We start from the raw sequence: 19401 nt of genomic DNA, 5'->3' as shown, positions 1-19401 counted from the left end.
TCGAGCGGCCGGTTCGCGGGGAGGCGTGCCGGCTCAGGTCCAGAGCACCGCGATGAAGACGTTCGCCATGGTGAGTGCGCCCACCAGCCCGAACAGCGACTTGTCCACGGTCTCCTCGTCGCGCTTGACGTACACCAGCCCCAGGATCACGACCAGCAGCGCCATCTTGACGCCGATCTTGATGTTGTTGACGGGCTGGTCGTCCGCCTGGTTGAGGCCGACGAGGATCGCTCCGGTGATCAACATGGTGAGCGCGCCGTGCAGCATGGCGGGGACGAAGAGGGCGGTGCCCTGGCCCATGGCCTTCATCTGGGTGAGGAAACCGCCCAGGAGAGCGGCGATCCCGATGATGTGGAGCGCGACGAAGAGGTGGATGAGTACGTCCATGGCCGGAGCCTAATGAGGAGGCGACGACCGGCCGGGCACCGGGGGCGGGGTGCTTCACTGGCGTGAGGCGCTTCCGGACGCGGAGGACTTCCGGACGCGGAGGACTTCCGGGCGCGGGAGGCTCCCGGAGGCGGGGGCTTCAAGCGGTCACCTCGGCGACGTCGCCAGGGCCGAGACTGGGTCGCTGGAGCGTCCACGACGTCCGTAAACGTGGCAGAACAGCCGCTCCGGGCTGCCGGGAGCTTCCGGGCGCGGCCAGTGGGTGACGTCGACCGCGAGGACGAAGCGGTCGTTGGCCGCCTTGGGCTGCGGCAGCACCGCCAGGGCGTGGCGAAGCGCGTACGCATCGATGCGTGCGCAGTTCAGCGCGTCACTCGAGTGGCCGGCGTCGCCGGAGGGGCGGCGCGGGGCGATGTACCCCGTGGCGGGACAGCGGCGGTGCCGCTTCGTCGGCGCGTGGCATGATCGACGACGGCAGCGCGATCGACCCCAAGCCTTGCTTTTCGAATCCAAGACCCTGCGCCGCAAGTGGTGGCGATGGAATCGATCTTGCATATATGCGCCCCATAGCACCGTCTCGCCCCGTCCCGGCCGGGAATCGCCGCATCGGTCATCGCGCAGTGTGATTACGACGGCGCCAGGGCGAGATCGCGGTCACATACGGTCACCTCGCGGTCGGTGCGCGCCACTTCCGTACAACGCGTTACCGGCCCGACACAGTCAGGTTTAGCGTCCTCCTTCAGGTGACCGGCTCCCCACCGCCGCCCGGGCCAGGGGCGGCAGTCGGACACCACCGCCGAGAAAGTCCGGCGGCGTCCCGCTCCCCCCTGTGCGGGCCGCCGCCGGATGCGTCACCGCTCCCCCAGGCGGTCCGTGCGCTCCGACGTACGGACGGCGGTCGTACGAGAGGACTTGGAGTCCCACGTGGCAGCGCACCGCAAGCCCAGACAGCGCTCGCTCGGCGGCCCGACGGTCCGCACGGCCGCGACCCTCGCGCTCGCCGGCGCGGCGACCGCGACCGGTTTCGACGGTACCGGGCACGCCGACCCTCACCTCACGCCCGAGCAGCTCAAGGCGAAGGTGGACAAGCTGTACGAGGAGGCGGAAGTCGCCACCGACAAGTACAACGGAGCCAAGGAGAAGGCTGACAAGGCGCAGATGAAACTGGAGGAACTGCGCGACCAGGCGGCCCGCCGCACCGACCGGCTCAACTCCGCCCGCGAGCAGTTGGGTTCGCTGGCCACCGCGCAGTACAGGACCGGCGGCATCGACCCGTCGTGGCAGCTGGCGCTCTCCGGTGACCCGGACCAGTACCTCGACAACGCCGCCCTGGCCGAACGCGTCGGCCACCGGCAGGCGGCCGATGTGGCCGGCGTACGGCAGCAGCTGCTGGAGATCGAACGGCTCCGCGGGGCCGCCCGTGTCGAACTGGGCACCCTCAGGACCAAGCAGCAGGAGGTCAAGCGGCACAAGAAGACGGTCACCTCGAAGTTGACCGAGGCACGGCGGCTCCTCGACCGCCTGACGCCCGAGGACCGGACCCGTCTGAGCAGCCCCGGCTCCGGCACCGGTCACGCCTCGCGCTCCGCCCTCTCCTCCCCGCGCACCTTCACCGGCCCGGTCTCACCGGCCTCCTCCGCCTCCGCCGCCCCCAATCCCCGTGCCGCCTCAGCCGTTTCCTACGCGTACTCCAAGCTCGGCAGCCCGTACGTCTGGGGTGCCACAGGCCCCAACGCCTTCGACTGCTCCGGCCTCACCCAGGCCGCCTACCGCTCCGCCGGTGTCTCCCTCCCCCGCACCACCTACGGCCAGATCGGCGCCGGCCGCCGCGTCTCCCGCGCGGAACTGCTCCCCGGCGACCTGGTCTTCTTCTACTCCGGCATCAGCCACGTGGGCATCTACGTGGGCAACGGCCAGATGATCCACGCCCCGAACCCCTCCGCGCCGGTACGCGTGGCCCCCCTCGACGAAATGCCGTTCGCCGGGGCCACGCGGGTGGCCTGAGCGGGGCAGCGTCGGGGCCGTCAGAGCCGCGTCAGTCGGTGGCGTGACGGCAAGGGCCTGGCGGCGGGGCGGCAGGGCAGCGGGGGTCGGAGGTCCGGGGGCAGGCCGGAGTCGAGAGGCTGGTCGGTCCGTCGGGCGCGGCCGGGAACGCGGCCCCGGCCCCCTTGGTCGCTCAGCCTTACACCAGCCGTCGTGCCGTCGCCCATCTCGTCAGCTCATGCCGGTTGGAGAGCTGCAATTTGCGGAGCACCGCGGAGACATGGGACTCCACGGTCTTCACCGAGATGTAGAGCTGCTTGGCGATCTCCTTGTACGCATAGCCGCGGGCGATGAGACGCAACACCTCACGCTCACGCTGGGTGAGGCGGTCGAGGTCCTCGTCGACGGGCGGGGCATCGGTGGAGGCGAAGGCGTCGAGGACGAAGCCGGCCAGCCGTGGGGAGAACACGGCGTCCCCGTCCTGGACCCGGAAGATGGAGTCGACGAGGTCGGTGCCGGTGATCGTCTTGGTGACATAGCCCCGCGCACCGCCCCGGATCACCCCGATGACGTCCTCCGCCGCGTCCGACACGGACAGCGCGAGGAAACGAACGGGCCGTTCGGTGTCCGCCATCAACGCCGAGCAGCGGCGCAGGACTTCCACCCCACCGCCGCCGGGGAGATGGACGTCCAGGAGCACCACCTCGGGGCGAGTGCTCGTGATCACCGAGACCGCCTGGTCGACGTCAGGAGCCTCCCCGACGACCTCGACCCCCGTTCGCTCCGTCTGCCCGATCTCGGCCTGCACTCCCGTACGGAACATACGGTGATCGTCGACGAGCACGACCCGAACATGCCGCCCCGGACCGGACACCGCGGCCTCCGGCTCTCCCCCGGCCACGAGCCCGCCGGACGCACCGGAAGCCCCGGAAGCGGACCCGTCGGAAGTCGACGCGTCGGAGACACCGGCGTCCCCGAACTCCCCCTGACCCGCGACCTCACCCTGCCGGCCACCAGCGGGCACGGGGCCGGGGTCCTGCGCGGCCCGGTCGCCTCCCCGGCCCACGGTCGGTTCCGTGCCCGAACCGCTCTGCCCGGCAGGGTCGTTCGGCTCGTTCGCGTCACTCATGACGTCGTCTCCGCCCTCTCCATCTCCAGCTCGACCTCCGTGCCGCCGCCCGGTACGGCGCGGAGCCGTGCCGTACCGCCGTTCCGTTCCATGCGGCCGATGATCGATTCTCTGACGCCCATGCGGTCGGCGGGTATCGCGTCGAGATCGAAGCCGGGACCGCGGTCACGCACGGACACGAAGACCGTCCTTCCCTCGACCTCGGCGAAGACCTGTACGGCACCGCCCTCGCCACCGTACTTGGCGGCGTTCACCATCGCCTCGCGCGCGGCCTGCATCTGTGCGGTCAGTCCCTCGTCGAGGGGGCAGTCGCCGACGACGACCACTTCTATGGGCACTCCATGCTTGTCCTCCACCTCCGCGGCGTTGCGCCGCACAGCCTCGGCGAGGGTGTCGGGCTCGTCGTCCTCGTCCTTTCCGGTGCCCTCGGGTTTGTACAGCCAGTTGCGCAGGTCGCGCTCCTGGGCGCGGGCCAGGCGGCGGACCTCGTTGGGGTTGTCCGCGTTGCGCTGTATCAGCGTCAGGGTGTGGAGCACCGAGTCGTGGACATGGGCCGCGACCTCCGCGCGTTCCTGGGCGCGGATGCGCATCAGGCGCTCCTCGGAGAGGTCCTGGGTCATCCTGACGAGGTAGGGGCCCGCCAGCAGCGCTATCCCCACGAGGACCGCGAGCGCTGCCTGCAGCACCGAGCCGAGGTGGGCGGCGGAGCCTTGCAGGACGAATATCCCGGAGACGCCGGCGGTGACGAGCAGGACTCCGGCCACCGAGCGGAGCAGGGTGATGGTGCGCCGGCGGCGGCCGACCTCGGCCCAGCGTGCCCGCCGGGCATTGTCCGCCTGACGCCAGACCAAGGCCACACCGGCGGCGACCAGCACCGTCGGCCAGAGATACGCTCGGGCGCCGTCCCCCAGATTCACATTGCCGACGAAGACCATGGCCACGACGACCATGAGGAGGAGGGCGACGATCTGGCCCCGGTCGGGCCGACGGGCCACGAGTCTGCGGCGGCCGTCGGGTGACGTCTCGGTCGTGATGGCGGAGGGCCGCTGGTTGTCGACCCCGCCGACGCCGAGCGGCACGAAGAACCAGAACGCCGCGTACACCAGGGCGCCCAGGCCGTCTGCCGTGAACAGGCCGACGAACACGAGCCGGACCCAGATCACCGGCAGCCCTAGATGCCCCGCGAGCCCTCGCGCCACTCCGCCGAGCCAGCGACCGTCGCTGCTGCGGTAGAGCTTGCGCGGGGGCCGCGGAGTGTCGATGGGCAGTGCTGCGGCTTCCGGCATGCCATCGATGTTCACACGCACGGCCGATCGAGGCATCAGGGTCGATCCCCGAGACGCCCCTGATCTTCGGCGAAGCCATGATCGAACGCATCCCCGGGTGGATATCAGGGTTCGACCAGGGTCATCCCGACTGCCATCGAACCGGCACGGCGGTCACGATGGACGCATGACGGATCACCAGCACGCGGCATCGGAGTCGGGACCCACCTCCGGCCCCGACTCCCAGCGGCCGACCACCGAGCCGCAGGACGCCGTGCCCCCACCGGGTACGGCGGAGGAGCCGCGCGCGCACGAGGGCCGGGGCACGGCGAAGGACCCGCAGGCGGGCCCGGGCACGCGCCCGGGCACGGACATGCACGGGGGTGCGGGCATGAGTGCCGGTGCGCATGCGGGTGCGCCCGCGGATCAAGCGGCCTACGGCGCGCATGCTGCCGGCCCGGCTGGTTCGGGCGGTTCGGCTGGCCCGGGCGCCTCAGGGGGGGCGGGCGGCTCGGGTGGGGGTGATCCGAAGGACCGAGCCGCTGCCGGCGGCTCTGCTGATCCGGCGGGGCAGGCCGCTGCCGGTGATCCCGTCGGCGCCCCGCTCACTCCTCAGGGGTTCCGCCGTGACCGGCGGTACAAGATGTTGGGCGGTGTCTGCGCCGGCCTCGGGCGGCAGTGCGACATGGACCCGGTGATCTTCCGGATCGTGCTCGCGGTGCTCTCCGCGACCGGCGGCCTCGGCCTCATCTTCTACGGCTTCGCCTGGCTGTTCGTGCCGTACGACGACGAGGAGGAGAACGAGGTACGGAAGCTGCTCACCGGCCGTGTCGACGGTCAGGCGCTGGCGGCCGTGCTCTTCGCACTGGTCGGCTGCGGCGTGTTCCTGACGATGCTGGGCAACAGCACCGTCCTGACGTTCTCTGTGCTCGTCTCCCTCCTCCTGGCCGGCGCGGGCTACTGGTCACGGCAGCGAGGCACCCCCGACCCCGACCCGTTGGCAGCCCAGGCCGTCGCCGACGCGCCGCCGGAGGCCCAGGCACCCCCCGTGGCCGCCTCCTACCCGTCGTGGTGGCGGGACCCGATAGTCAAGGACGGCACCCACGTGGGCAGCACCGGTTACCTGTGGGGCCCCTGGGAGACCCGTGGGCGGGACATCTCCGCGGCGGTCAACATCGCTCGCGGCACCTCCTCGCAGCACGACATACGCACCGCGCGCGGACCGAAGCCGCGCGGGCCGCGCTGGATAGGCGGCTGGGTCTTCCTGCTCGCGCTGCTCGTTGGCGCTCTCGGGACCACCACGACGTGGGAGGACCGCACGCTGGCCGCCAGCCTGCAAACAGGGCTGGCCTGTGCGCTGGTGGTGTTCGGCCTGGGCATAGCGGTGAGCGCCTTCCTGGGCCGGACGGGAGCCGGGTCGATCTTCCTGGCCCTGGTCACCGCGGGGCTCCTGGCGGGCGCGGCGGCGCTCCCGTCGAACATCACGACGGACTGGGCCCGCACCGAGTGGGCACCGGGGAAGGCCGCGGACGTGGCGGCGCGGTACGAGTTGGGGACGGGAGTGGGCACGTTGGATCTGACGCGGGTGGACCTGGCGAAGGGCCGGACGCTGTCCACGAGTGTGGAAGTGGGGGCGGGCAAGGTGAAGGTCGTCGTCCCTCCGGACGTGACGGTGCGGCTCGACGTCCAGGTGGGCTTCGGTGACATCCAGCTGCCGGGCGAGGGCAAGGAGGACGTGGACGTGGCACCGGACAAGAGCGATCGTCTGACACTGCCCCCGCCCGAGGGCTCGGGGAGTGGCGGGACGATCACCCTCGACCTGGAGGTCGGTCTGGGACAGGCGGAGGTGGCCCGTGCTGCGGCATGAGTTCCAGCCCGGGAAGCTGGTCGGCGGCCTCTTCGTGACCGCCGCCGGTGTCCTCTACCTCGGCGATGCGGCCGGTGCCTGGCAGACACCGTGGTTCGTCGTCCTGCCGCTCACCTTCGGCGGCCTGTGCCTGGCGGGCGCGGTGGCCTCCGTACACCACGCGATACGGGGCCACCGGGCGTCTTGCCGGACGGGAGGGGAGGGCACGCGGACGCGGCGGGGCCGACAGGACCAGCCGAGTCACCGGGCGTAACAGGGGCCATGTGACGGACTGGACCGTTGGGACGGCTGGACCGCTGAGGAAGAGGGCGGCGCCGACGGAACGAGCGGGGCCGACGGCGCCGAGGGGCCGGGACCGAGGGGGCCGACGGGGTCGACGAGGCCGAGGCGGCCTACGCGGCGGCGGAGGGCACGGGGGCGGGGGAAACCCGGGTCGGCAGGGTTGACAGGGCAGTGCCCCCGAGACGGGCAATCGCCGAGTAAGGGTCTGGGCTGACCGGCGCAGGCGCGAGCAGGCAGGGCTGGGCGCCTCGCGAGCGGATCGGGGATCGCCAGGGCGCTACCTTGCCGATGGCGCCCCAGCGGTGGCGGAGCCCAGCCCGCGGCAAGGGCTACCTCGTGGGGCCGAGGGCGGCCCCATGGTCCGGGGCATGCGGCCTCGGTGGCCTCATGGCCTCGGGCGCAGGCCATGAGAGCTGCGCACACAAAGCAGCCGTCCAAGCCGGGGAGGCCAACCCGCGCTGCGGCGGCTGCGCGCCATTCAGCGCGTTCAGCTCGCCGCACTCCGTGCTGATCAGGGCGTTGGCCGTTGAAAGTCGGGCCGTAGGCGGCGCGCGCACGGCAGCCGCGCTTGCTCCTCGTGGAGGCGCCGTTGCTCAGCATGAGGTCTCGGTCAGCCTCCCGGGGCGGTGGGTTCCGTGCGCGCGGAGCCGAGCGGTAGTGCGGGGGCGCCCGGAGCGGTGGCGAAACAGGTCGTTCCCCGTTGCCGCCCTTCGTCCGCCCATGCGGCGGATGTGGACATGACAGTCTCGTGGGCTCTTAAATGCAGGGCAAGATCTGCAACCGGAGCCGTACGGCGTCTGGGGCGGCCTGACCGCGGCGGAGCGCCGGGTGGTGCTCGCCCGACGGCGTCGCCGCGACCTGGAGTTGAAGAAGGCGGCCGGCACGGCGCCCTCTGTGCCGTTGCCCCAGTGCCCCCTTGTGTGCCCCCCCCGACGCCCACCGCCACAGGCGCTCCCCCATGCGGCGCCTTCTCCAGGAGACAGAAGACACTGATGCGTTGGATTCGGCAGCACGTCCGAGGTTCCCGTCGCGCCACCGCCGGCTTAGCGACCACAGCCACACTTCTGGCCGGTGTACTCTCCCCGGCCGCCGACGCGGCCGAGAGGCCGAGCCGTGCCGCCGCCCTCGACAACGCGTCGACGGTCCTCGCCGACCAGGCCGCGTCGCTCGGCCTCACCTCCGCGCAGGACACCTCCGTGCGTGACGTGATCGTGGACAAGGACGGTTCACAGCACGTTCGCTACGACCGTACGTACCGGCAACTCCCGGTGCTCGGCGGCGACTTCGTCGTACACATGGCGCCCGACGGTACCTACCGCGGCGCTGACCGGGCGGCGAGGGCGGAGATCTCGCTGCCGAGCACCACACCGAAGGTGCCGGCCCCCAGGGCGGCCGACCTCGGCGTGAACGCCCTGCGCGCGGCCAACCCGGGTGACGCGTTGAGGCAGGTGAAGGCCAAGCCCGAGCTCGTCGTCGACGCCCTGCACGGCGCTCTATTTCGGCCGCGAGGACAGCGTGCGAGTCAGCGGTAGCTGTCGGCTCGGCGCCTGTTGCGTCGGGAGCGGAAGACCGCGTCCACGGAGAGGATGGGGGCGCCGGCGAGGATCAGGGGGATCCAGGCCATGAGGTAGGGGAGGTCGTTGCCGTAGTAGTACGGGCTGGACGACCAGCTGACCGTCAGCCACAGGCTGAGGGAGATGAGGGCGCCGCCCAGGGCGGCCAGGCGGGCGAGGAGACCGATGAGGGTGCCGATCCCGACGGCCAGTTCACCGATGGCGATGGCGTAGCCGAAGCCGACGGGGTTCTTCAGGGCCGTGTCGATCATCGCGGGGATGGCTGAGGCGTCTCGCGCGGCGCTCATCATGTCGCCGATCGAGCCGGAGCCGGACGCGGCCATGAACGCGCTGTCGGTGAGTTTGTCCAGGCCCGCGTAGATGAAGGTGACGCCCAGGAAGACCCGCAGGGGAAGAAGTGCGTACCGGGTGGCCGCGTCCCGCCAGTCGTGGCCGCCGTCGAGGTAGGGGGTGTGGGAATCCGTGCGAGTACCGTGAGCCATCAGTCTGCGCCGCCTCTTGTCCGCCGTGCCGTTGACCCCTCAACAGACGATACGTTCGGAGGGGTGGGGGCGCTCAATGGTGCGGCACCCTTTTTCCGTCTTGGGTGGTCTCGTCCCGAGGGTCTGCCTACGGGCCCATATCGGCCGCGTCCCGGCGCCCACGTCCGCCGGGGAGGGCCTGCCCGACCAGGGTTCCGCCGCAGCGGCCATCGCGGACGCGCTTCCGCCCCGCCCCTCCCCGCTTACGCCCTGACCCGGCTTCCGCTCCGCCCCGCACCGCTCCGGCAGAGAGTCACCCGGGGGTCGGAGCCGCCACCAACGCCCGGAGACCGCGCCACACGGCTTCGCCTCTCGACAGAACCACCCGGGTGGCCGCGAGGGCCGCCGGCCCGCCCATCCGGCTGACGCGTCCTGGTGGACGCATCCTGCTGGACGTATCCGGTGATGTTTCTGATCCGCGACGGCCTAGCGCGAGCGCGGCCACGGCGGAGGCCGCTGCCCCGCCCCCCGGCTGCAAGGCCGCCCCCGCCTCGGATCAGTCGGCTGAGACCTCGATGGCGTAGCGGTTGGTCTCCACTCCGGCCGCGGTGACGACCTGGACGTCGACCTTGCCGGGTTCGACGTCGGCGGGGACCGGCACGGTGAGGACCGCGTCGGTGGGGTTGCTGAAGCCGCCGGTCACGGGGACGAGGGGAACGTGGACGTGGACGGGGCCGATGCGGACGACCATGCGGGAGAGGCGGTCGGCGGTCTGCGCGCCGGGCGGGACGAAGCCGGCGCCGCGGATCTCGATGTCGTCGCCGTTGCGGATGGGCGCGTCGAGGTCACCGGCCTCGCGGGCGCGGACGACGGAGAGGATGACGGGGCGGCCGCCCTCGGCGTACTTGCCGGCGACGTAGGTGGCCGCGGAGACGAGGACGAGGAGGGCCAGGCCCCAGGGGAGGTCGGGGAGCTGGTCGGGGCGGCGGGCCAGCCGTACCGCCGCGAAGACCAGGGCGACGGCGCAGATGGTCACGTACTGGATGTCGGTGAAGCTGCCCCGGCCGGCGTCGTCGGTGAGGAGGTCGGCGGCGCGGGGGCGGTGGGCGGGGACCTTCTGGAGGCGCTGGCCGAGGACGCGGAGGCCGACGACGCGGCGTACCAGGACGGCGATGCCGCAGACCACGGCGAGGACGGTGACGATCCCGGCGCCGCGGGCGAGTTCGAAGCCGGCGATGAGGGCGTCGCGTTCGCGGTGGTCGGAGGCGGCGGCCAGGCGGCCGACCAGGACGAGGACGCAGAAGACGACGAAGAGGACCCAGCTCGCGGCGATCGCGCGGGACGTGGAGAGGCGGTTGTCCTCGCCGATGACCGGGGCGAGGGCGCCGCCGCGCGCACGGTGCAGACAGCCGGCGCCGGTGAGTGCCGCGGCGACGAGAAGGGCGGCGATCAGGCCGGCCGTGCGGGCGACGGTCCAGCCCGCGCCGATCGCGGTGAGCGCCTGGACGAGGAGCAGGGTGACGACGGCGGCCCAGACGACGATCGCCGTGCGCAGCCAGAGCCGGCCGAGCCAGGCCTCGCCCTCGACGCGGCCGCGTTCGGCGACGACGGCGGCGGACTGGGTGAGCTCGTCGGAGACCCATTGGCGGGAGGCCGACGCGGAGTGGGCGACAGCGGCGGGCAGGCCCTGTCCGGCGGCGAACTCCTCGCGTTTCGACAGGAACTCGGCGACCGCGCGCCGGTGTCCCGTGCGCGCGCCGTGCGGGCAGTCCCCGCACGTGCATCCGCCGTCATGGGCAGCCGAGCCCATGCCCCCTCTGGCCTCCTGCACCGCCACGCCCGAGCCCGCCTTCCCGCGCCGCGCACGCCTCTGCGTGCGCTGTCCTCGGCATTCGCCGTCACCGTCATCGACGCCGTCACCGTCATCGACGCCGTCACCGTCATCGACGCCGTCACCGCCTCGCGGGGCGCCGTCCGTACAGCCGCTCACTACCACAGCCGTGCGGCCGGACACGTGCCCCGCGATGACAGCGAATTGTGCCGTACGGAAGGCGGGCCGTGCCGGGCAGGGGCGTCGAGTGCAAGGAGAGCGCGGGGTGAAGTTCGGGTCGTCCTGTTGACCCGGCTGCGAGAATCTCCCTATGGCCGAGATCATCCAGCGGGACGGGTCCTGGGCCTTCGACGGGAGCACGGTCCGGATCACGCCGGGACCGCACCGTTCCGTGGCGCTGTTCCGGCAGACGTACGGGGAGGTCGCGGTTCCGCTGGAAGCGGTGTCGGGTGTCGTCTACGAGCCCGAACGCAAGCGGGGCCGGCTGCGGTTGCGGCTCCGTGAGGGCAGTGATCCGCTGCTCCAGGCCACCGGCGGGCGGCTGCCGGACGAGGCCGACCCCTACCGGCTGACGGTCGACCTCGACCGGTCGGGTGTCGCCGAGTACGTGGCCGAGGAGATACGGCAGGCCCTGCTGCTCGAACAAATCCCTAAGGAGCCCGCCACGGCGTATCTGCTGCCGGGGCCCCCTGTGCCGGTGTCGGTACGGTCCAGCGACGGCACCGTGTCCTTCGACGGCACGCAGGTCAGGATCGACTGGAACGACACGTCCGACCGGGTGAAGCGGGCGACCGGGCCGCGGATCGTCGCCCTCGGCGATCTGGCGCAGGTGGAGTGGTTGCCGAACTCCGGTTACGAGGACGGGTTCCTGCGGTTCGTGACCCACGAGACGGTGTTCTCCAAGCTGCCGCCCGAGAAGGACCCGTACGCCCTCGATCTGTGGGGCAACGCCCGCCGTGATCTGCTGACGGCGCTGGTCGCCACGGCCGTCACCGCGCGGCTTCCGCACCCGTCGACCAGAGCGGACGGCCACGCGGACCGCCCCCGGCCGGTCGACGCCGCGGGCCCTGCCCGGCCACGGCGCCTGGTCCCCGCTCCGGCCCCGGCCCCTGCCCGGGCGCTGGCCTCGGACCATCACGACGTGCTGCTGCGCCGCCTGCGCGAGTTGGGTGAGCTGCACCGCGACGGGGTCCTCACGGACGAGGAGTTCGCGGCCACGAAGGCGGCGGTGCTGCGGGACTTCTGAGCGACACGGCGGGGGCTTCCGCGCGGGTCAGCTCAGCAGGTCCGGCTCGCTTCGGCTGATGTCCTGCCACAGGGGCTGGTAGTTGATCCACGCCACGAGATCCCCGCCCGCCTGTTCGCGGGTGGCGACGGCCAGCCGGTGGTCGACGAGGAGGGGGCGGCCCGCGGCCTTCGCGGTGAGCTGGACCTGGGCGGAGCGTTCCATCGACAGGAACCACCAGGCCGCCGCGTCCACCGAGTCGCCGACGGTCAGCAGACCGTGGTTGCGCAGGACCAGGGCCTTGCGGCTCCCGAGCACCGCCGCGATCCGCCGCCCCTCGTCCGCGTCCACGGCGACGCCCGTGTAGTTGTCGTAGAGCGCGTGGTCCTCGTAGAACGCGCAGGACTCCTGGGTGATCGGCTCGATCAGTTCGCCGAGCGCGGCGAGAGCGCGGCCGTGCACCGAGTGGCAGTGCGCGACGGCGACGACGTCCGGGCGGGCGGCGTGGACCTGGGCATGGACGGTGAAGGCGGCCTGGTTGACGTGGTAGCGGCCCTCGATGACCTGGCCGTCCTGGTTGGCGAGCACGAGGTCACTGACGGTGACGTGCTTGAACGACATCCCGAACGGGTTGACCCAGAAGCAGTCGCTGAACTCCGGGTCGCGGGCGGTGATGTGCCCCGAGACGCCGTCCTCGAACCCCAGCCGTCCGAAGATCCGCAGGGCCCCGGCCAGCCGTTCCTTGCGGTGCCGCCGCTCGTCCTCCACCGACTCGTGCATCGGCGGCATGGCGAACCGCAGCTGGTCGGTGGGTAGGGGCAGGGGCGGTGTGGGCCCGTGCATGTGTCCTCCAGACTGACTTCCTTGACGAAGCGGAAGTTACCGTCGGTCTCCCTCACAGAACAGGTCCGTTCCCTGAAGAGAGTGTGCAACCGTTACGCAAGTCACAGAAGCGTGCTGACGCCTCACCACTCAGGGACGAGTCGTCAGTCGCTCGGGGTAACCGGACAGTGGTTGTCGGGTATCCGCGCGAGACTCGTCCCATGCCACGAAATACTCCACGCGCCGTGCCGCAGGGTGCCGCCGACTGGGCCGCCTTCTCCGCCGCCGAACCCGGTCTCGCGCAGACCGTGGAGGCACGCTTCGGCGCCTTCACCCACCATGTCCTCGCCACCCTCCGCCGGGACGGCTCGCCGCGTACGACCGGACTGGAGGTCAGGTTCGTCGGCGGCGAGCTGTGGCTGGGGATGATGCCGGACTCCCTCAAGGCGCTCGACCTGCGCCGCGACCCCCGGTTCGCGCTGCAGGCCAACCCGGGGCCGGGCACCGGGATGGGCGGCGGCGACGTACGGATCAGCGGGCGGGCGGTCGAGGTCGACGATCCGGCCGTCAAGGCCGCGTACGGCGAAGAGGTGGAACCGCCGGAGCCGTTCCACCTCTTCCGCACCGAGCTGACGGAGGTCGTACGGACCTACGTCGAGGACGAGACGTATCTGGTCGTCCAGGTCTGGAAGCCCGGAGAGCCGGTGCGCACTCTCAAACGGACCTGAGCCCTCACTTCACAAAGGTGCTCACCCGAGGAGGGTCACTCCCACTCGATGGTGCCCGGCGGCTTGGACGTCACGTCCAGGACCACGCGGTTGACGTCGCGCACCTCGTTGGTGATGCGGGTCGAGATCTTCGCCAGCACGTCGTACGGCAGGCGCGACCAGTCGGCCGTCATGGCGTCCTCGGAGGAGACCGGGCGCAGGACGATGGGGTGGCCGTAGGTGCGGCCGTCGCCCTGGACGCCGACGCTGCGGACGTCCGCCAGGAGCACCACCGGGCACTGCCAGATGTCGCGGTCGAGGCCGGCCGCCGTCAGCTCCTCGCGGGCGATGGCGTCGGCCTCGCGGAGCAGGTCGAGACGGTCCTTGGTGACCTCGCCGACGATCCGGATGCCGAGGCCGGGGCCGGGGAACGGCTGCCGCTGGACGATCTCCTCGGGCAGGCCGAGCTCCTGGCCGACCATGCGGACCTCGTCCTTGAACAGCTTGCGGAGCGGCTCGATGAGCCGGAACTCCAGGTCCTCGGGGAGGCCGCCCACGTTGTGGTGGGACTTGATGTTGGCGGTGCCGGTGCCGCCGCCGGACTCGACGACGTCGGGGTACAGGGTGCCCTGGACCAGGAACTCCACGGCCGGGCCCTCGTCCGCGATGATCTCGGCCTGCGCCTGCTCGAACACGCGGATGAACTCGCGGCCGATGATCTTCCGCTTCTCCTCGGGGTCGGAGACCCCGGCGAGCGCCTTGAGGAACCGCTCCTCCGCGTCGACGACCTTCAACTGGACGCCGGTGGCCGCGACGAAGTCCTTCTCGACCTGCTCGGTCTCGTCCTTGCGCATCAGACCGTGGTCGACGTACACGCAGGTCAGCTGGGAGCCGATGGCCTTCTGCACGAGGGCCGCGGCGACCGCGGAGTCCACGCCGCCGGAGAGGCCGCAGATGGCGCGCTTGTCGCCGACCTGCTCGCGGATGGCGGCGACCTGCTCCTCGATCACGTTGCCGGTGGTCCAGGACGGGGTCAGTCCGGCGCCCCGGTACAGGAAGTGCTCCAGCACCTGCTGGCCGTGCGTGGAGTGCATGACCTCGGGGTGGTACTGGACGCCGTACAGCTTCTTCTCGTCGTTCTCGAAGGCGGCGACCGGTACGACGTCGGTGGAGGCGGTGACGGTGAAGCCCTCGGGGGCGGCGGAGCAGGCGTCGCCATGCGACATCCACACCGACTGCTCGTCCGGGGTGCCCTCGAAGAGGGTCGAGCCGGACTTGGTGACGTGCAGCGGCGTACGGCCGTACTCGCGGGCGCCCGTGTTGTCGACGGTGCCGCCGAGGGTGGTGGCCATCAGCTGGAAGCCGTAGCACATGCCGAAGACGGGGACGCCGGACTCGAAGAGTTCGCGGTCGAGGCGGGGGGCGCCCTCGGCGTAGACCGAGGAGGGGCCGCCGGAGAGGATGATCGCCGCCGGGTTCTTGGCGAGGATCTCCGCGACCGGCATGGTGCTGGGCACGATCTCGCTGTAGACCCGGGCCTCGCGGACACGGCGGGCGATGAGCTGGGCGTACTGCGCGCCGAAGTCGACGACCAGAACGGTGTCGGGGGCGGCGGCAGCGGAGGGCGCTGATGACACGGGGTGCCTTCCGGCGGTCGGGCGGGGGTCTGTGTGGCCGAGTCTACCGGGGTGCGCTCTTGTGGTGCGGGCCACCGTGGGCTCCGCCCCCGGGCCCCCGGAGCACCCCTTGCCGCCCCCTCGGAAAGGGACGCCCCCGCCCGGCCGGGCCGCGGGGTCGACCAGTCCGTGCGGCCGGCCGGCCGCGTCGGAGCCGGTGGCTTGCCGTGGCATACTGGCGGCCATGTTCGCGCACTCGACCTTCGTCTTTACCTATGGCAACCGGCCCACCGGCTGCCATGGTCGTGCTGCTTGAGCTACTGACAAGCGACTTCCCCAGGCTCCCCGGGCCGACAAGGTCCGGGGCGCCTGGCGTTTTCCGGGGATTGTCGGAGCGGGGCGCGGAACCGGACACGAGGAGTTCCGACGATGACCACCACCACCGCTGAGAAGACCACCGCCGAGATGACCGCCGTCACGAGGACCACCTCGGTACGGACCGTCACCGAGAGGACCGGCGCGCGGACCGAGGAGGCCGCGGGTGTGATCAGCGGCGCCCGGGAGCGGATCGACGCGCTGGACGACCGGATCATCGGGCTGGTGCAGGAACGGATGGCGGTGTCGGCCGTGATCCAGGACGCCCGGATCGAGTCGGGTGGGCGGCGGGTGAACCTCTCGCGGGAGATGGAGGTCCTCGCCCACTACAGCGACGCCCTCGGCAAGCCCGGCACCGCCCTCGCGATGACCCTGCTGGAGCTGTGCCGGGGACGCATCTGACCCGCCGCCCAGCGGGACCCCGCCGCCCCACGCAACCCCGCTCACCCGCGCAATCCCGCCCTCCCACGCAACCCCGTCGCCGGTCACGGCGCACGCCCCGGGCGCACGTACGTACGCCTGCCGTCTCACCCGTACGGCGCGTGACCGCCGCACGAGGCGCTTCGTTGGTCCCGATGCCCGTGCCAGCCAGGTCCGGGTCCGAAAGAACCACGCGTGGCTCCACTGGAGCGATGAGGCGTCCGGATCGTGCCGTGCGCCGTGGGACCTCGCTCCAAAGCTGTGACCGGACCGCAGGGGACAGCAGCCCGGTCACTCAACTGAACGGTCGGCTCCGGGGACGCCCGGGGCCGACCGGCGGATTGTTCCGAGGGCGGCGGGACGGTTACGGAGGCCGTCAGCCGCCCGGCACGATGCAGGAGCAGCCCTCATCGCAAGGTCGACATCCGGTACCGCGCCCCGTGCGCGCGTCCGACATCCACCCCCCCACCAGCGGCGCGACCCCCCGGTGCCGCTGCGAGGCACCGGCGCTGCCCTGACGTCGGTGCTGACGGCGAAGGGCCCCGTGGGTTCCGTCCCACGGGGCCCTTCGCCATGCGTGCCACAGGCAGATCGCCGTTGAGCGGCCCCGGATGAGCCGCGGATCAGCGGCAGATCAGCCGGCCGCCTTCTCCAGCTTCGCGACCTGCGCCTCCAGCACCTCCGCCGGGACCTTCGCCTTGTCCGCGTCGAGCATGTTCATCGAGTAGAACCCGATGAGCGTCGAGCCGCTGCGGACGACGGTGAAGGACATCGGGATCTTGGCGCCCTCGATGTCGCCCTTCAGCTTGTACGAGACGGCCTCGTCGCCCTGCTCGGGGGCGGGGAGGGCCTCGACGCCGGAGTACTTGTTGCCGACGTGCTCGTACTTCGTGCAGTTCTCGGTCGCCTTGCGCAGGTCGGCCATCACCTTCTCGGCGTCGCTCTGCTCGTGCGCGGCGAGGGCGAGGGAGATGACGCTGCCGGAGAGCTCGTCCTTCGGGGTGACCGTGCGCCCGGCGCGGGCCTTGGCCTGCGGGTCCGAGGTGAAGAAGAACATGTTCGCGATGGGCTGGCAGGCGGCCGGCTGCGCGGGAACGGTCTCGGCGGGCATGTCCTCCGCCGGCATGTCGGCGATGGTGTAACCCTTCACGTCGCCCTTCGTCAGGGCGGCCTTCTGGAGCTGGGCCTCCGTCAGGGCGCCCTGCCCCGCCGGCTCCTTCGGCTTCTCGGCCGGGGCGGAGGAGCCCGCCGAAGGCTTCTTCTCCGCCTCCTTGTCCTCGCCGCCGCCGCACGCCGCGGTGAGACCCAGCGTGGCCATGACCGAGACGGCCACCGCTGCCCGCGACATCTTCGACTTCATGTCCCCCACCCTTTACGCCTTGCGCTTCTCGCATCACACAGGGCCCCACAGGACCCATCGAACATGTATGTGACATCCAGACCCATGGATTCGTTGCGTCACTCCCGCCACATTCACATGTGACTCACGTCACTTCAGAAAACTGTGATCCGGAGGGCAACCCTTCGCATGCCTCGCTTGTCACACCTGGCACACGAGAGAAGGACCCGCGCTCGGAGGGGGGTGCGGGTCCTTCTCCGCTCCACTTCGAATGGCAGCCCTACTTCTTCGGCGGCACCGTCGGTACCGGCATCAGCGGCAGCCGCAGCGCGCCGAAGGCGTCCGCCGGGACGGCCGGGTTCACCGGCTCCACCGGGCGGAGGCGTTCGTACGCCGCTCCGGGGGCGGGACGGTGGTCGGGCTCGTCCTTGTTCGGCCAGTACGACATCGCGCGCTCGGCCTGGGCCGTGATCGTCAGGGACGGGTTGACGCCCAGGTTGGCGGAGACCGCGGCGCCGTCGACCACCGAGATACCGGGGTGACCGTGCAGGCGGTGGTACGGGTCGATGACGCCTTCCTCACGGGTGGCGCCGATGGGGCAGCCGCCCAGGAAGTGCGCGGTGAGCGGGGTGCCCATCAGTTCGCCCACGTTGCTGCCGGCGAAACCGTTGATCTCGGCGGCGATGGTGGAGGCCGCGGCCGAGGCGGCCTCGATCTGCTTGGGGTTGGGGGCGCCGTGGCCCTGCCGGGCGGTCAGCAGGCCCTTGCCGGGGCCCTTGGGCCTCAGATGCGTCGTGAGCGAGTTGTCGAGGGACTGCATCACCAGGCCGATGATGGTCCGCTCGGACCAGCGGCGGTTGGACAGCGAACGGACCACCAGCAGCGGATGTCTCGTCGCGTGGGCCAGCCAGCCGAGCACGCGCGACGCGCCCGACGCCGTGCCGCCCGCGTACGGGACCTGGAGGATCGACAGACCGCCCATCGCGTTGGAGCCCTTGCCGTAGCGGACCGGCTCGATGTGGGTGTTCTCGTCGGGGTGGATGGACGAGGTGATGGCCACGCCCCGGGTGAAGTCCACGTCGGCCCCATGGGCCTTGCGGTAGCGGCGGTTGTCGGTCTGGGCGCCGACCAGGGCCTCGGAGTTGGTGCGGGTCAGCATGCCCAGACGGTCGGAGATGTGCGGCAGTTGGCCGCCTGCCTTCATACGGTGCAGCAGGGTCTGGGTGCCGTAGGTGCCGGCGGCGAGGACGACCCGGCGGGCCTTGAAGACACGGCCACCGGAACCGCCCCTGCCCTTGCCCCGGCCCGCCTTGCGGCGTTCGTCGGTGGGCAGGGTGGTCACGGCGAAGCCGCCCTGCGAGTCCTCGGTGAGGGCGACCACCGTCGTCATCGGGTGGACGACCGCGCCCGCCTTCTCGGCGAGGTGGAGGTAGTTCTCGTTGAGGGTGTTCTTCGCGCCGTGGCGGCAGCCGGTCATGCACTCGCCGCACTCGGTGCAGGCGTTGCGGGCCGGGCCCGCGCCGCCGAAGTAGGGGTCGGGCACCTGCTCGCCGGGCGCCGCCTTGGCCTTGCCGTCGGCGTCCTCACCGTCACCGAAGAACACGCCGACCGGGGCCATGTGGAAGCTGTCGCCGACGCCCATCCGCTCGGCGGCCGCCTTCAGGTGCACGTCGGACGGGGTCATCGTCGGGTTGAGCCGTACGCCGAGCATCCGGCGCGCCTGGTCGTAGTACGGCTTCAGCTCCTCCTCCCAGTCCGTGATGTCCTTCCACTGGGGGTCCTCGAAGAAGGGCTTCGGCGGGACGTACAGGGTGTTGGCGTAGTTGAGGGAGCCGCCGCCCACGCCGGCGCCGGCGAGCACCATGACGTTGCCGAGCAGGTGGATGCGCTGGATGCCGTACATCCCCAGGGCGGGGGCCCAGAGGTAGTTCCTCAGGTCCCAGGAGTTCTTGGGCAAGGAGTCACGGGTGAAGCGGCGCCCTGCTTCCAGGACGCCGACCTTGTACCCCTTCTCCGTGAGGCGCAGGGCGGTCACGGAGCCGCCGAAGCCGGAGCCGACGACGATGACGTCGTAGTCGTACGACACGTGTTCTCCTCGTTGAGAACGGTCCTGGTCTG

Annotated in this window: 15 protein-coding genes and 3 pseudogenes; 8 read left to right on the top strand and 10 right to left on the bottom strand. The window is 71.4% G+C overall.

The genetic code is table 11. The features are described 5' to 3' along the window. Nucleotides 1-33: 33 nt before the first annotated feature. Together ACZ4Z3_RS08955 and ACZ4Z3_RS08950 are read right to left on the bottom strand one after the other, a co-directional pair. Complete coding sequence (locus ACZ4Z3_RS08955) at nucleotides 34-387, bottom strand: hypothetical protein (RefSeq protein WP_468500347.1); 354 nt, start codon at nucleotides 385-387, stop codon at nucleotides 34-36. Between the two features lie 180 nt (nucleotides 388-567). Continuing rightward, a pseudogene (locus tag ACZ4Z3_RS08950) lies at nucleotides 568-771 on the bottom strand (transposase); the annotation flags it as partial. Between the two features lie 540 nt (nucleotides 772-1311). Here ACZ4Z3_RS08950 and ACZ4Z3_RS08945 point away from each other — a divergent pair. After that, nucleotides 1312-2391 carry a C40 family peptidase gene (locus ACZ4Z3_RS08945; RefSeq protein WP_468500346.1) on the top strand — a complete coding sequence of 360 codons (1080 nt, stop codon included), beginning with the start codon at nucleotides 1312-1314 and terminating at the stop codon, nucleotides 2389-2391. A 178-nt stretch (nucleotides 2392-2569) separates the two neighbouring features. Here ACZ4Z3_RS08945 and ACZ4Z3_RS08940 read toward each other — a convergent pair whose 3' ends face one another. Further along, nucleotides 2570-3499 carry a LuxR C-terminal-related transcriptional regulator gene (locus ACZ4Z3_RS08940; RefSeq protein WP_468500345.1) on the bottom strand — a complete coding sequence of 310 codons (930 nt, stop codon included), beginning with the start codon at nucleotides 3497-3499 and terminating at the stop codon, nucleotides 2570-2572. Next, on the bottom strand, nucleotides 3496-4785 hold the full coding sequence (locus ACZ4Z3_RS08935; RefSeq protein WP_240496784.1) for an ATP-binding protein: 1290 nt from the start codon (nucleotides 4783-4785) through the stop codon (nucleotides 3496-3498). Before ACZ4Z3_RS08935 ends, ACZ4Z3_RS08940 begins: the two co-directional genes overlap by 4 nt. 370 nt (nucleotides 4786-5155) lie before the next feature. On the opposite strand from ACZ4Z3_RS08935, the gene ACZ4Z3_RS08930 reads away from it, so the two are divergent. From ACZ4Z3_RS08930 to ACZ4Z3_RS08915, 4 genes and pseudogenes are all read left to right on the top strand, one after another. After that, nucleotides 5156-6631: a PspC domain-containing protein gene (locus ACZ4Z3_RS08930; RefSeq protein ID WP_468500816.1), complete on the top strand. Its 1476-nt coding sequence runs from the start codon at nucleotides 5156-5158 to the stop codon at nucleotides 6629-6631. Next, nucleotides 6618-6884: a hypothetical protein gene (locus tag ACZ4Z3_RS08925; RefSeq protein WP_468500344.1), complete on the top strand. Its 267-nt coding sequence runs from the start codon at nucleotides 6618-6620 to the stop codon at nucleotides 6882-6884. The genes ACZ4Z3_RS08930 and ACZ4Z3_RS08925 overlap by 14 nt, the downstream gene beginning before the upstream one ends. An 803-nt stretch (nucleotides 6885-7687) precedes the next feature. After that, a pseudogene (locus ACZ4Z3_RS08920) lies at nucleotides 7688-7798 on the top strand (WhiB family transcriptional regulator); the annotation flags it as partial. A gap of 107 nt (nucleotides 7799-7905) precedes the next feature. Then, nucleotides 7906-8406, top strand: a pseudogene (locus tag ACZ4Z3_RS08915) (M4 family metallopeptidase); the annotation flags it as partial. Nucleotides 8407-8435: 29 nt separating this feature from the next. Here ACZ4Z3_RS08915 and ACZ4Z3_RS08910 read toward each other — a convergent pair. Further along, complete coding sequence (locus ACZ4Z3_RS08910; RefSeq protein WP_468500343.1) at nucleotides 8436-8969, bottom strand: DoxX family protein; 534 nt, start codon at nucleotides 8967-8969, stop codon at nucleotides 8436-8438. 535 nt (nucleotides 8970-9504) lie between these two features. Next, nucleotides 9505-10758 (bottom strand): hypothetical protein, encoded by a 1254-nt coding sequence (locus ACZ4Z3_RS08905; RefSeq protein WP_468500342.1) that lies wholly within the window; start codon nucleotides 10756-10758, stop codon nucleotides 9505-9507. Nucleotides 10759-11089: 331 nt separating this feature from the next. Here ACZ4Z3_RS08905 and ACZ4Z3_RS08900 point away from each other — a divergent pair, with 331 nt between their 5' ends. Beyond that, a complete protein-coding gene (locus ACZ4Z3_RS08900; RefSeq protein ID WP_468500341.1) occupies nucleotides 11090-12025 on the top strand; it encodes a DUF4429 domain-containing protein in 936 nt (311 codons plus the stop codon). Between the two features lie 27 nt (nucleotides 12026-12052). On the opposite strand, the gene ACZ4Z3_RS08895 is transcribed toward ACZ4Z3_RS08900, so the two are convergent. Then, nucleotides 12053-12847 (bottom strand): class II aldolase/adducin family protein, encoded by a 795-nt coding sequence (locus ACZ4Z3_RS08895; protein WP_055519575.1) that lies wholly within the window; start codon nucleotides 12845-12847, stop codon nucleotides 12053-12055. Nucleotides 12848-13047: 200 nt separating this feature from the next. Between ACZ4Z3_RS08895 and ACZ4Z3_RS08890 the strand changes: the two genes are divergently transcribed. Continuing rightward, on the top strand, nucleotides 13048-13554 hold the full coding sequence (locus tag ACZ4Z3_RS08890) for a pyridoxamine 5'-phosphate oxidase family protein (protein ID WP_468500340.1): 507 nt from the start codon (nucleotides 13048-13050) through the stop codon (nucleotides 13552-13554). A gap of 35 nt (nucleotides 13555-13589) precedes the next feature. Here ACZ4Z3_RS08890 and guaA read toward each other — a convergent pair whose 3' ends face one another. Then, nucleotides 13590-15170 (bottom strand): glutamine-hydrolyzing GMP synthase, encoded by a 1581-nt coding sequence (gene guaA / locus ACZ4Z3_RS08885; RefSeq protein ID WP_468500339.1) that lies wholly within the window; start codon nucleotides 15168-15170, stop codon nucleotides 13590-13592. A 444-nt stretch (nucleotides 15171-15614) separates the two neighbouring features. On the opposite strand from guaA, the gene ACZ4Z3_RS08880 reads away from it, so the two are divergent. Next, complete coding sequence (locus ACZ4Z3_RS08880) at nucleotides 15615-15926, top strand: chorismate mutase (RefSeq protein WP_468500815.1); 312 nt, start codon at nucleotides 15615-15617, stop codon at nucleotides 15924-15926. Between the two features lie 652 nt (nucleotides 15927-16578). Here ACZ4Z3_RS08880 and ACZ4Z3_RS08875 read toward each other — a convergent pair. Both ACZ4Z3_RS08875 and ACZ4Z3_RS08870 read right to left on the bottom strand, forming a co-directional pair. Beyond that, nucleotides 16579-17304, bottom strand: coding sequence for a hypothetical protein (locus ACZ4Z3_RS08875; protein ID WP_468500338.1), 726 nt, complete (start codon nucleotides 17302-17304; stop codon nucleotides 16579-16581). Between the two features lie 259 nt (nucleotides 17305-17563). Next, on the bottom strand, nucleotides 17564-19369 hold the full coding sequence (locus ACZ4Z3_RS08870; protein WP_468500337.1) for a GMC oxidoreductase: 1806 nt from the start codon (nucleotides 19367-19369) through the stop codon (nucleotides 17564-17566). Between the last annotated feature and the right edge of the window lie 32 nt (nucleotides 19370-19401).

It is taken from the genome of Streptomyces sp. NPDC030296, from assembly GCF_055572815.1.
The sequence above is the reverse complement of the archived record's forward strand: the minus strand, read 5'-3'. Positions and strand labels throughout refer to the sequence as shown.

Excerpts from the sequence above, each read along its gene's own strand:
- ACZ4Z3_RS08935 (WP_240496784.1), bottom strand. The coding sequence starts at position 4,785 with ATGCCGGAAGCCGCAGCACTGCCCATCGACACTCCGCGGCCCCCGCGC.
- ACZ4Z3_RS08930 (WP_468500816.1), top strand. The coding sequence starts at position 5,156 with ATGAGTGCCGGTGCGCATGCGGGTGCGCCCGCGGATCAAGCGGCCTAC.
- ACZ4Z3_RS08900 (WP_468500341.1), top strand. The coding sequence starts at position 11,090 with ATGGCCGAGATCATCCAGCGGGACGGGTCCTGGGCCTTCGACGGGAGC.
- ACZ4Z3_RS08880 (WP_468500815.1), top strand. The coding sequence starts at position 15,615 with ATGACCGCCGTCACGAGGACCACCTCGGTACGGACCGTCACCGAGAGG.
- ACZ4Z3_RS08895 (WP_055519575.1), bottom strand. The coding sequence starts at position 12,847 with ATGCACGGGCCCACACCGCCCCTGCCCCTACCCACCGACCAGCTGCGG.
- ACZ4Z3_RS08905 (WP_468500342.1), bottom strand. The coding sequence starts at position 10,758 with ATGGGCTCGGCTGCCCATGACGGCGGATGCACGTGCGGGGACTGCCCG.
- ACZ4Z3_RS08890 (WP_468500340.1), top strand. The coding sequence starts at position 13,048 with ATGCCACGAAATACTCCACGCGCCGTGCCGCAGGGTGCCGCCGACTGG.
- ACZ4Z3_RS08910 (WP_468500343.1), bottom strand. The coding sequence starts at position 8,969 with ATGGCTCACGGTACTCGCACGGATTCCCACACCCCCTACCTCGACGGC.
- ACZ4Z3_RS08955 (WP_468500347.1), bottom strand. The coding sequence starts at position 387 with ATGGACGTACTCATCCACCTCTTCGTCGCGCTCCACATCATCGGGATC.
- ACZ4Z3_RS08940 (WP_468500345.1), bottom strand. The coding sequence starts at position 3,499 with ATGAGTGACGCGAACGAGCCGAACGACCCTGCCGGGCAGAGCGGTTCG.
- ACZ4Z3_RS08875 (WP_468500338.1), bottom strand. The coding sequence starts at position 17,304 with ATGAAGTCGAAGATGTCGCGGGCAGCGGTGGCCGTCTCGGTCATGGCC.